The organism is Ruegeria sp. CJ9, assembly GCF_056536625.1.
Genome location: NZ_JBQFPY010000008.1, coordinates 185,712 through 197,772 on the forward strand (window position 1 = coordinate 185,712; position 12,061 = coordinate 197,772).

Genomic DNA, 12,061 nt, shown 5'->3' on the forward strand with positions numbered 1-12,061 from the left:
GTACATGTGAGTAACGTCTGCCGTCCGGATGCTGCGTTCGGTCCGATGTCCGTATTGAGCCCATACTCACCGATGCTGCGCTTTGAACAAATGACCGCTCCGTAGTCACCAGTGAAATCTGGACCCGCAAATGCAACCAATGTCTTGACTATGATTTCGGCCGTCCGGCTCAATCCAAAAACATCAAAATTCTGACCAATTATGCATATCTCAGATTCGCAAATGGAATACTCTATGCCAACACTGGAGGAACCACATGACAGATTCTGATACGATTTCTCTTGGCTATGATCACGATCCATCGCGTTCCAGTTCACTGCGAGCGGAGGCCTACACGGAAGAAAAGTGGTTTGACGCTGATCTCAAGGTCATCATATCCAAGACTTGGCAGTGGGTCTGTCATGTGGAAAAAACCCGCGAGCCAGGGTCCTACGTTACAATCGAGATTGCAGGGAAGCCTATTGCCGTTGTGCGCGACAAGGAGGGCACGTTGCGCGCTTTCTACAACGTCTGCAAGCACCGCGCCCACGAACTGCTTTCTGGCGAAGGAAACACAACTCGGATCATGTGCCCTTACCATGCTTGGGTTTACAAGTTGGACGGGCAGTTGGCCCGCGCGCCCCACACCGAGAACCTAGAAGATTTTCGCACCGATGAGATTAGCCTCGACGCGGTGCAAGTCGAAGAGTTTTGCGGATTTGTATTCGTCAATCTGGACCCAAAGGCACCCTCTTTGGCGCAGCAGTCAGGCAATCTGGAAACTGAAGTGCGCCACTGGGCACCGGACGTGGATCAACTGACCTTCGGGCACCGATTGACCTATGACATCAAATCAAACTGGAAGAACGTCGTTGATAACTTTCTTGAGTGTTATCACTGCCCGACGGCGCATAAGGATTTCTGTGATCTTGTTGACATGGATACTTACAAGGTCACAACCTATGGCATTTATTCCAGTCACATGGCCGATGCGGGAAACAGCCCCAATGCCGCATATGACGTGTCGAACGCTACGGTCAAAACCCATGCGGTTTGGTGGCTTTATCCGACAACTTGTCTGATGCGGTATCCGGGTCGGTCCAGCATGATCGTGCTCAACGTCATCCCTGTCGGGCCGGACCGGACGTTGGAGACCTATGACTTTTTCCTCGAAACGCCTGAGCCCGACGCGATGGAGCTGGATGCCATTCGCTATTTGGATGAGGTGCTGCAGGTTGAAGACATCAGTCTTGTCGAATCCGTGCAGCGCGGTATGAGCACACCTGCTTTCACCCAAGGCAGGATCGTCAATGACCCGGATGGGTCGGGCAAATCCGAGCATGCGGTGCATCACTTTCATGGGCTGGTTCTGGATGCCTACGCCAGGGGTGCAACGTGACGCGGCCAAATATCCTTGTGATCATGGCGGATCAGTTGGCCCCGCATTTCACGGGGGCCTACGGACATAAGGTTGCCAAGACCCCGCATCTTGATGCGCTAGCGGCGCGCGGGATGCGCTTTGATGCGGCCTATTGTAATTCGCCGCTTTGCGCGCCGTCGCGGTTCGCCTTTATGTCGGGCCAACACATCTCCCGTATCGCGGCCTATGACAATGCATCAGAATTCAAGGCGTCTGTTCCTACCTTCGCGCATTACCTAAAGTCGCTGGGCTATCGCACGTGCCTGTCAGGTAAGATGCACTTTGTCGGCCCTGATCAGATGCACGGGTTCGAAGACCGCGTGACGACCGATATTTACCCGTCGGACTTTGCATGGACGCCCGACTGGGAAGCCCCCGATGAGCGGATCGATAAGTGGTATCATAACATGCAGACCGTCAAGGAAAGCGGTCTGGCGCATGCGACGTTCCAGATTGATTACGATGATGAGGTTGGCTTTGCCGCCAAACGGTGGCTTTTCGATGCGGCACGTGACAAAGCGCTAGGGCATGATGCGCCCTTTGCGATGGTTGCCAGCTTCATTCATCCGCATGATCCATATGTCGCCCGCCCCGAATGGTGGAACCTCTATTCAGACGACGACATCGACATGCCGGCCTTTACGCCTGCTTTGGATGATCAGGACCCGTTCTCGCGCCGCCTGATGGATGGGATCGAAGCGTCCTATGTGCCGCTGACAGAGGAAGAGGTGCGCCGCGCGCGCCGCGCATATCTGGCGAATGTCAGCTACTTTGACAGCAAGATCGGCGAACAGGTTCAAACGCTCGAAGAGATTGGAGAACTGGACAATACAATCGTGATCGTCACGGCAGATCACGGCGACATGCTGGGCGAACGTGGGCTGTGGTACAAGATGAATTTCTTTGAACATTCGGCCCGCGTGCCGTTGGTCATGGCGGGACCTGGCGTGGCGGTTGGGACAGCGCGAAACGCTGTGTCGCTCGTGGATATGTTGCCGACGTTTATTGAGATCGCTGGCGGTAGTGAAAGCATGATCGGCGAACCTATAGATGGCCGAAGCCTTATGCCCTTGGCGCGGGGCGAGGACGACCCCGTTGATGAGGCAATCGGCGAGTATTGCGCTGAAATGACGGGCTTTCCCGTCATCATGATCCGGCGTGGTTCATTGAAATACATCCACTGCGATAGCGATCCACCACAGCTGTATGATCTGAGCGTTGATCCGTTGGAGACAAGAAATCTGGCCTCCGACCTCAGTTACAATGAGGCCGCTCAAGCCTTTGCTGATGAAGTAGCCGCGCGGTGGGATGGCAAGGCATTGCGTACAAAGATCATTGCAACCCAAAAATCCCGCCGCGCGCTGCATGCCGCGATGGAAGCAGGCGCAAGTGTGCCTTGGGACTACAACCCACCATCCGACGCGAGCAAGCAATATGTGCGTAACGATATGGATTGGACCATTGCGGCCAAGCGTTACCGTTATCCCCCATTGAAGGACCAATACCAATGATGCTGAATGGAAAAATTGCCCTTGTTACAGGGGCAAGGGGTGGAATCGGACGTGCGATTGTGGCGCGTTTCGTCAAAGAAGGTGCGACAGTTTACGCCGCAGACCTGACGCTCGAAGGGTCACTGGACAGGCATGACGATGACGGCAGCCACTTTGTAAAGCTCGACGTAACACAGGAGGCGGACGCAATCGCCGCGATGGATCAGGTCCGCAACGCTCATGGCAAGCTTGACGTCTTGGTGAACGCGGCAGGGATCGAGATTGAAAAGACGGTCGAAGACACCACGCTGGAGGAATGGAACCAAAGCTTTGCGGTGAATTCCACGGGTACTTTTCTAACCTCAAAATACGCCATTCCATTGATGCGCGAAGCCGCGAAATCTGGCAACAGCGCTAGCTTGATCAACTTTGGGTCTTACGATGGGTTCATCGCTGACCCCGGCCTTGCCGCTTATTGTGCAACCAAGGGGGCGGTGCATGCGCTAACCCGGGCAATGGCCTGCGACCATGGCCCTGAGGGTATCCGCGTCAATGCGATCTGCCCCGGCTATATTGATACTCCGATGCTGCAGAGTTTCTTCAACGGTGACGGATCTGGCGGCGGGGGGGGCAACATCGAAACACTTCAAAAAGCTGTCCGAGACGTGCACCCGATGCGTACCTACGGAACGCCAACGGACATTGCCAATCTGGTCAATTGGCTGGCCAGCGACGAGGCGCGCTATGCCTCTGGTCAGCTTTGGGTTTTGGACGGGGGGCTGTCTGCGCAAGTGCAACAGATGAAATTGTAATGCCCAAGTCAGTCATCATCACCTGTGCGCCAACGGGCGGCATTCACACGCCGTCAATGTCGCCCCACCTGCCGATCACACCTGCCGAAATTGCAACAGCAAGCATTGAAGCGGCAGAGGCTGGCGCGTCTATCATCCATCTGCACGCGCGACATCCCGAGACCGGCAAGCCAGATCCCAGACCTGAATTGTTTCAGCAATTTCTGCCTGTGATCAAACAATCCACTGACGCGGTGGTGAATGTCTCAACCGGCGGCGGATTGGGCATGTCGATGGACGAACGTCTGTTGGCCGCGACTTCGACGAGCCCGGAAATGGCCTCGCTCAATATGGGCAGCATGAACTTTGGCATCTTCCCGATGCTTCAGAAATACACGGAATTTCAGCACGATTGGGAACGTCCATTCCTTGAGATGACGGAAGACTTCATTTTTCCCAACACGTTCAAGACCATTCGATATGCGATTGAGAAACTGGGGGGTGATCATGGCACCAAGTTTGAGTTTGAATGCTATGATCTGGGCCATCTCTACAACGTCAAATGGTTCGTGGATCAAGGGCTTATCAAACCGCCGTTCTTCATCCAGATGGTCTTTGGCATTTTAGGAGGCGTTGGCGCTGACCCCGATCATCTGACCCATATGCACAATACGGCGGACAAACTTTTTGGCGCTGAAAACTATGAATGGTCTGTACTGGCAGCAGGGCGGCACCAAATGCCTTTCGCTACACAAAGCGCAATGCGCGGTGGCAACCTGCGTGTCGGGCTCGAAGACAGTCTCTTTATCGGCAAGGGAGAGCTTGCCACATCGAATGCCGAGCAAGTGAGCCGCATTCGCACAATCATCGAAAATTTGGGCCTTTCAGTTGCGACACCGGCAGAAGCACGCGAACGCCTCGCACTAAAAGGCGGCGATCGGGTTGGGTTTTAGAGAGGATTACATGCAGACAAAGATGTTAATCAATGGCGAAATGGTTGAAGGGGGCGGAGCGCCGATCTTTGTCGTGAACCCAGCCACGGGCGAAGAGATTTGCAAGATCAATTCCGCGACGTCCGAACAGGCAAGCGCTGCGGCCGCAGGGGCCCACGAAGCCTTTGAGACATTTGGCCAGACCAGCCCTGCAGAACGTTCTGAGCTTTTGACCAATATCGCAACTGTCTTGGAAGAGCATGTCGAGGAACTGGCAGAGCTGGAAAGCTTGGATGCCGGTAAGCCCTGGCCCTCGGCTTTGGATGACGAAATGCCGTTGACGCTGGACACATTCAAGTTCTTTGCCGGTGCGGCGCGCACGATGTCTGCCGTTGCTGCGGGCGAATATGTGGCCGGTCATACCAGCATGATCCGCAAAGATCCGGTTGGCCCCGTAGCCGCGATTGCGCCATGGAACTATCCGCTGATGATGGCGGCCTGGAAACTGGCAGCGCCATTGGCAGCTGGCTGCCCGGTCACGCTGAAGCCCTCGCAGCTGACGCCGCTTTCCACGCTGAAAGCCGCCGAGCTGATCGCAGGTGTTGCGCCCAAAGGGGTGGTAAACGTGCTGCACGGCCCCGGTCGTGAGATTGGCGAGCAGATGATCAACGATCCACGGACCGAGGCGATCTCGATCACGGGTTCCAACGCGACGGGTTCTGCCGCGATGGCTGCAGCCTCTCGTCAAATCCGCCATGTGCATCTGGAACTGGGCGGGAAAGCCCCGGTCATTGTTTTTGACGATGCTGATATCGATGCGGTTGCCGAAACTGTGCGCTATGGTTCGTTCTTCAACGCCGGTCAGGATTGTGCACAGCCCTGCCGTTTGCTTGTCGCTGATGAGGTTTATGACAAGGTCGTTGCCGCCGTTGTTGATCAGGTCAGCCAGATCAAAGTTGGGGCTCAAAAGGCCGAAGGCACCGAAATGGGGCCGATCATCTCGGCCGCGCAACGCAACGCTGTAGCGGGGTTTGTCGACCGAGCGCGCGATAACTGCGACGTTGTATTGGGAGGCAACATGATCGACGGACCAGGTTTCTTTTTTGAACCCACCGTGCTGATCAATGTGGCGCATGATGCCGAGGTATTCTGCAACGAGATCTTTGGTCCTGTCGTAACCATCTCGCGGTTTGGCGACGAAGAAGAGGCGCTCAAGGTGGCAAATGCAGGCCCGTTTGGTTTGGCCTCATCCGTCTGGACCAACAATACCGGTCGCGCGATGCGGATGTCTTCGAAGTTGCGCTATGGCTTTACGTGGGTGAACACGCATGGTGTTGCCACGCCTGAAATGCCTTGGGCCGCGATGAAGAGCTCTGGCACTGGTTGTGATATGTCGGTCTACGCCTTGGACGCTTATACCGCCGTGCGCCATGTGATGGTCGCGCACTGATGCGGTTGGCTGGCAAACGCGCTTTCGTTACAGGCGGCAGGCAGGGCATTGGGCGCGCTATCGTAGAGGCCTTCATGGCCGAAGGTGCGGACGTTATCACCTGTGGTCGGGGACCAAAGCCGGATGGTTTGAGTACTGATTGGATATCTTTGGATGTGTCAGATGCCGCCGCCGTTGGCGAAGCTGCGCAAGAGCTGGGTGTATTGGACGTCATCGTAAACAACGCTGGCGTCCAGGTTGAAAAGACTGTTGTGGACAGCACTGATGCCGATTGGGATTTGGTTATGGGAGCGAATGCAAAGGGCGTTTTCAATGTCTGCCGGGCACTCATTCCGCAAATGCAGGAGGGTGGCTCCATTATCAACCTCGGGTCGATCTCGGGCAATGTCGCGGACCCGTCGATGGCACTCTATAATGCGTCAAAGTCTTTTGTGCACGGGCTCACCAGGTCCATCGCGGTTGATCACGGACCGGCAATTCGCTGCAATGCGATCTGTCCGGGCTGGATTGAAACCGGCATGCTAGATGCAGGGTTTGAGCTTGCCCAAGACCCTCAGAAAGCGAAAGCCGACGCATTGGCACGGCACGCGGTCAAACGCTTTGGCAAACCTGCTGACATAGCAGCAATGGCTTTGTGGTTGGCCTCTGACGATGCATCGTTTGCAACGGGCCAATTGTTTACTGTTGACGGTGGCATGACAGCGGCCTCTCCTCTTAATCCGGGGTTGTTCTGATGTCTCAGATTGAAAGAACTGCCATTCTTGGAGCCGGCGTGATCGGGGCAAGCTGGGCCGCATTGTTCCTCGCCTCGGGCCGGAACGTAACTGTCTTTGATCCTGACGAAAACGCTGAGAACACCGTGCGTTCCTACGTTGAAAACGCATGGCCTGCGCTGGAAGACCTAGGCCTAACTGAGCGAGCGACACCTGACGCCATCACCTTTGTGGCGACCGCTGCCGAGGCCGTCACAGAGGCGCAATTCGTTCAGGAAAACGCGCCTGAGCGGTTGCCCATCAAACATGCAATCTATGCGGAGATTGAGCCCGCGCTGGCTGCTGACGCAATTGTCTCCAGCTCGACATCGGGTCTGACGCTCGAAGCGCTCCAAGAAGGGTGGCGCGATCCCGCGCCGCTTATTCTTGGCCACCCCTTCAACCCGCCGCATCTGATCCCGCTGGTGGAACTGACAGCGAATAAGGCCACCGGATCAGACATTCTGGACCGCACAGAAGCGTTCTACAATGACATCGGGAAAGTCACGATCCGCATCAAGAAAGGCATGCCGGGGCATGTAGCCAACCGGTTGCAGGCCGCAGTTTGGCGAGAGGCCGTTCATATGGCCGTTGAAGGTGTTGCCAGCGTCAAAGACATAGACAAGGCGATGTGGGCCGGACCGGGATTGCGTTGGGCCGCAATGGGGCCAACCACTCTTTTTCACTTGGGCGCGGGCGCAGGCGGTTTGCAGGCTTTTTGTGACCACTTCAAAGACACGTTCAACAGCTGGTGGGACGATCTTGGTGATCCACGCTTAGACGATGATGTGATCAGAAAACTGGTCGATGAAATGACAGCGCATGCACACGGGCAAAGCACCGAGGAACTCTCAGCGCGGCGTGATGAGATGCTCACAGCTATGCAGAAGGCTACGAGACACCTTCGGACCTAATGTCAGGCTTGAACATTGGCCAGGCGCGAAACTCGAACGGCACACGACCTTCAATGCGATCAGCAGTGGGCGTCAGGCCGAACCGGTTGCGGTAAGCGCGGCTGAAATGCACTTGACCGTTGAACCCCGACGCCTCTGCAATCTCGCTGAATTTCAGCTCGGTTTGCGTGACGAGGCCACGCGCTCGATCAAGGCGGATATCTCGGTAGTATTCGACGGGTGACTTTTGGACATACTGCCGGAACAATCGGCCTAGTTGCCGCTGCGAAACGCCTAGCTGTTGAGATATAGCGGGAATTGACAACGTGGTCTCCAAATGCGCTTCCATAAGGTCGATCGCATCCCGGACAACGCCAGATGTGACATACCCAAGCGGCTCCACATCCTTGGGGTTTTGTGACTGACCTTCCCCACGCACATCATGGTGAAACAGATACCGCGCTGAGGCGTTTGCGATGCTTTCGCCAGCGACGGAATGGACAAATCTCAAACCAAGGTCGGTTGCCGCTGATCCTCCACAACATGTGAAGATCTTGCCATCTGTTACAAACATGTTCTCAGATACCGTCGTGTCCGGTGCAATTTCGGCGAAGGCATCGATGTGCTCATAATGGACCGTCGCAGTTTTGCCCTTTAGCAATCCAGCCTGCGCGAGCACAATTGCACCCGTATCCAACCCACCAACTATTGCACCGCCTGCATCCCATTTTTGAAGAGCCGCCTTGAACTGGCGTGTCCCGTGGCGTTCAGGCGTCCAGCTTGTACTTACGAGAACGAGCCAAGGCTTGCCCCTGACCACGTTTGCCAAAGGAGCAGTATCAACCACCAGGCCGCTGCTGGATTCGATGTGACCACCAACCTCCGAAACATAGGTCCAGGAAAACCGCACCAATCCTGACAGGTAATTCGCAGTTCTAAAAGGATCGATGAAAGATGTCGTTGCCGAAACATTGAAATGCGGGCTCACCAAAACTACGATGCCTAACGTTTGATCAATTGATTTCGCCATGGCTGATTTTGTAAAGTATGGTCCAAAAATATCAAATCGATTTCTTTTCTTTCATTTGTTTGGTGTCTTTTGGAGCTCCAAAACCAACAGCTTGCCGGGGACAGAAAGCAGTCCTGCGGTAGTTTAGAAGCACCACAAGCAGACCTTGGCGCAAATTTGACGAAGGCCCGCTTCGTCCGCAAACTGTAAATTCACCCATCTTTTGATTGCGCACTTGCAGCGAATGTCCGTAATGTCGAGCCGCACTGCAGAATGCTGAACGACCGACTAAAGTCCGGTAAGGGCCGGAAGTGATCAGGGCAGGGCACTTAGTCGCTCAACATTGTTCAGCACAAAACCTTACGCTGTGAAGCTTTCGGTCTGCGAGTTGTGTCCGCTCTCGGAAGTTCCCAATGCGCGTCGCAGTCGACGATCGTATTGCTGCAGTCTGAGACAAGCTTGATAAGTCCAAGTCAGCGAAATCCACCAAAATGCATGAAAATCTTAAGTCGTTGAATTATGGGGAAGACAAGTCTCATTAATTACGTACTCCGACAATTCTCCCTCAAAAGAGGCAATATTTCTATAATACGTCTTATGTTAAATAACAGCGTTTAACTTACCGTCGATGTGCGGAGTATCTGTCGAATAGGTCGGCCCGCACATCAGATAGCGACCGTATTTCTGGTGACGTGCTGCACCGAACGGAAGGTCCCGGCCGTTCGAGAAAATCTGAAACAAATGAATTTTGGTGCTTGTTTAAGCCGTGAACCTCAAGCTAAACCACCTATACGCAGGGGAGTCCCACCAAGGGGACTGAGAGGCTGACGGGGCAATGCCCGGCGACGCGACCCTTTGAACCTGACCCAGTTGATACTGGCGTAGGAAGCTAGGGCGCGCAGGCCACAATACCGGGCAAGCGCACTCCGAACAGGGGCTGTCTGCCTTCTCGTTTCCCCAAGCCAAAACTCATCTGGTGTCTTTTTAAGTTGAACTGCTTGAGGAGCACCAACATGAACGTCCCTAACCCCAAAATCACCGCCGGTGAACTGCCCGCATCGCGCAAGATCTATGTAAACGGCACAGTGCACCCGGATGTGCGCGTGCCAATGCGTGAAATTTCGGTCCACCCCACGGCGGGGGAGCCACCCTTGCCCGTGTATGACAGTTCAGGGCCGTATACCGATCCGCAGGTGATGACGGACATTCGGCAAGGTCTGGCGCCGCTGCGTCGCAAGTGGATTGAGGCTCGAGCAGATGTCGAAGAATATGATGGACGTGAGATCAAACCGGAAGACAACGGTTTTGTCGAAGGTGATCGGCTAACGCCCGAGTTCCCTGTGCGCCCGCGCCCTCTGCGCGCCAAGGATGGAAAGGCTGTGACGCAACTGGCCTATGCTCGCGCCGGCATCGTCACCCCGGAAATGGAATTCATCGCCATCCGTGAAAACCAACTGCGCGAGGCTGTCGTTGAACAGCGCGACGGCAATGATTGGGGTGCAAACATCCCTGATTATGTGACCCCGGAATTCGTGCGGGACGAGGTCGCCGCTGGTCGCGCCATTATCCCTGCGAATATCAACCACCCTGAAAGCGAACCGATGATCATCGGGCGTAATTTCCTGGTCAAGATCAACGCCAATATGGGTACCTCGGCTGTGACCTCTTCGATGGAAGAAGAGGTCGATAAAATGGTCTGGTCGATCCGTTGGGGTGCTGATACCGTCATGGACCTGTCGACCGGCCGCAACATCCACAACACCCGTGAATGGATCATCCGCAACAGCCCGGTGCCGATTGGCACCGTGCCGTTGTATCAAGCGCTGGAAAAGGTCAACGGCATTGCCGAGGACCTGACATGGGAAGTGTTCCGTGACACGCTGATCGAACAGGCCGAACAAGGCGTCGACTATTTCACCATCCATGCAGGCGTGCGCCTGCATATGGTACCGATGACGGTAAAACGGGTTACCGGTATTGTGTCGCGCGGTGGGTCGATCATGGCCAAGTGGTGCTTGCATCACCACAAGGAAAGCTTCCTCTATGAGCATTTCGACGAAATCTGCGACATCTGCCGGGCCTATGATGTGTCGTTCAGCCTAGGCGATGGTCTGCGCCCCGGCTCTATCGCCGACGCCAATGATGAGGCACAATTTGCCGAGCTTGAGACGCTGGGTGAGCTGACCAAAATCGCGTGGGCCAAGGATTGTCAGGTGATGATCGAAGGCCCCGGACACGTAGCCATGCACAAGATCAAAGAAAACATGGACAAGCAATTGGAGTGTTGCCACGAGGCGCCCTTTTACACGCTTGGCCCCCTGACCACCGATATCGCGCCGGGCTATGACCACATCACCAGCGGTATTGGTGCTGCGATGATTGGCTGGTTTGGTTGTGCGATGCTCTGCTATGTCACGCCGAAGGAACATCTGGGGCTGCCGGACCGGGATGATGTGAAAACTGGGGTTATCACCTATAAGATAGCGGCTCATGCCGCTGATCTGGCAAAGGGTCTGCCGGGCGCACAACGTCGTGACGATGCGCTGTCCCGCGCCAGGTTCGAGTTCCGCTGGGAAGATCAGTTCAACCTGTCGCTGGACCCGGAAACGGCGCGGGAATTCCACGACCAAACCTTGCCCAAACAAGCGCACAAGGTGGCGCATTTCTGTTCCATGTGCGGGCCGAAATTCTGCTCGATGCGGATCAGCCACGACATTCGAACTGAAGCGCAGAAAGAGGGGATGGAGGCCATGGCCGCCAAATTCCGTGAAGGCGGCGACCTTTACATGCCCGTGAAAAACTAAACACCGCGGCGGAGCCGATCCTTTCGGCTCCGCACGCTCTTGCATTGAAGGGAAACTACTCTCAGGGCAATAGATCGGATACTTTGCTGAACCCAGTCAAATCGAAGCCAAATGAAATTGGCTCTCCGACCCTGTTTTTAGCGTCGATCTGCAATTGATTACCTGCCCGCATCGCAGACATCCATTCCTGGGAAACTGGCGAACGGGCAAAACAACCTTGTGCCTCGCATGTCAGGAACTCCAGACGGGCGACCTCGGCATCATCCACCTTTGCAACCAGCCCTTCCGAGAACAAAAGACCGAATGGCAGGGTCAGCACGGTCTCAGTCTCGTCCTTACCTGCAGCCTTTATAAATGCGATGGACGTAAGCCTTTGGTTGTTTTCGGTCAAAACGATGCTTTGGGTCATTTCGCAGATCAACTCGGACCCAACGGCCCGATTGCTGCAATTGACCGACCATGGCGGCGCTGCGCCTTCCTGCGCAGCAAGGGGAGTTGCCAATCCCAATGTGACCCCCAAAGCGCTTATCCAAGTTTTCAT

At 55.2% G+C, this 12,061-nt stretch carries 10 protein-coding genes and 1 riboswitch; of the genes, 8 read left to right on the top strand and 2 right to left on the bottom strand.

What is annotated here, in order from left to right; genetic code table 11:
- Positions 1-256: 256 nt before the first annotated feature.
- From ACR0AJ_RS16795 to ACR0AJ_RS16825, 7 genes are read left to right on the top strand one after another with little or no spacing between them, the layout of a single operon-like run.
- Positions 257-1,378, top strand: a complete 1,122-nt coding sequence (locus ACR0AJ_RS16795) for an aromatic ring-hydroxylating oxygenase subunit alpha (protein ID WP_480648283.1) — start codon at positions 257-259, stop codon at positions 1,376-1,378.
- Positions 1,375-2,910, top strand: a complete 1,536-nt coding sequence (gene betC, locus ACR0AJ_RS16800) for a choline-sulfatase (RefSeq protein WP_170393428.1) — start codon at positions 1,375-1,377, stop codon at positions 2,908-2,910. Before ACR0AJ_RS16795 ends, betC begins: the two co-directional genes overlap by 4 nt.
- Entirely contained in the window at positions 2,907-3,701 is a 795-nt protein-coding gene (locus ACR0AJ_RS16805; RefSeq protein ID WP_170352072.1) for an SDR family NAD(P)-dependent oxidoreductase, read from the top strand. The genes betC and ACR0AJ_RS16805 overlap by 4 nt, the downstream gene beginning before the upstream one ends.
- Complete coding sequence (gene kce / locus ACR0AJ_RS16810) at positions 3,701-4,633, top strand: 3,5-dioxohexanoate:acetyl-CoA acetone transferase (protein WP_170393431.1); 933 nt, start codon at positions 3,701-3,703, stop codon at positions 4,631-4,633. The genes ACR0AJ_RS16805 and kce overlap by 1 nt, the downstream gene beginning before the upstream one ends.
- 10 nt (positions 4,634-4,643) lie before the next feature.
- Positions 4,644-6,062: an aminobutyraldehyde dehydrogenase gene (locus ACR0AJ_RS16815; RefSeq protein WP_480741403.1), complete on the top strand. Its 1,419-nt coding sequence runs from the start codon at positions 4,644-4,646 to the stop codon at positions 6,060-6,062.
- On the top strand, positions 6,062-6,796 hold the full coding sequence (locus ACR0AJ_RS16820) for an SDR family NAD(P)-dependent oxidoreductase (RefSeq protein ID WP_170352069.1): 735 nt from the start codon (positions 6,062-6,064) through the stop codon (positions 6,794-6,796). The genes ACR0AJ_RS16815 and ACR0AJ_RS16820 overlap by 1 nt, the downstream gene beginning before the upstream one ends.
- Positions 6,796-7,728, top strand: coding sequence for a 3-hydroxyacyl-CoA dehydrogenase NAD-binding domain-containing protein (locus tag ACR0AJ_RS16825; protein ID WP_480741404.1), 933 nt, complete (start codon positions 6,796-6,798; stop codon positions 7,726-7,728). The genes ACR0AJ_RS16820 and ACR0AJ_RS16825 overlap by 1 nt, the downstream gene beginning before the upstream one ends.
- Here ACR0AJ_RS16825 and ACR0AJ_RS16830 read toward each other — a convergent pair.
- On the bottom strand, positions 7,706-8,554 hold the full coding sequence (locus tag ACR0AJ_RS16830; protein ID WP_226688868.1) for a GlxA family transcriptional regulator: 849 nt from the start codon (positions 8,552-8,554) through the stop codon (positions 7,706-7,708). The two genes, ACR0AJ_RS16825 and ACR0AJ_RS16830, sit on opposite strands and share 23 nt — an antisense overlap.
- A 947-nt stretch (positions 8,555-9,501) precedes the next feature.
- Positions 9,502-9,621: riboswitch (TPP riboswitch) on the top strand.
- Positions 9,622-9,729: 108 nt separating this feature from the next.
- Between ACR0AJ_RS16830 and thiC the strand changes: the two genes are divergently transcribed.
- The gene (gene thiC, locus ACR0AJ_RS16835; protein ID WP_480648276.1) at positions 9,730-11,520 is read left to right on the top strand and encodes a phosphomethylpyrimidine synthase ThiC; all 1,791 of its coding nucleotides are present in this window, start codon (positions 9,730-9,732) and stop codon (positions 11,518-11,520) included.
- Between the two features lie 61 nt (positions 11,521-11,581).
- Here the strand turns inward: thiC and ACR0AJ_RS16840 are convergent, their stop codons facing one another.
- Positions 11,582-12,061, bottom strand: a complete 480-nt coding sequence (locus ACR0AJ_RS16840) for an invasion associated locus B family protein (RefSeq protein WP_170352065.1) — start codon at positions 12,059-12,061, stop codon at positions 11,582-11,584.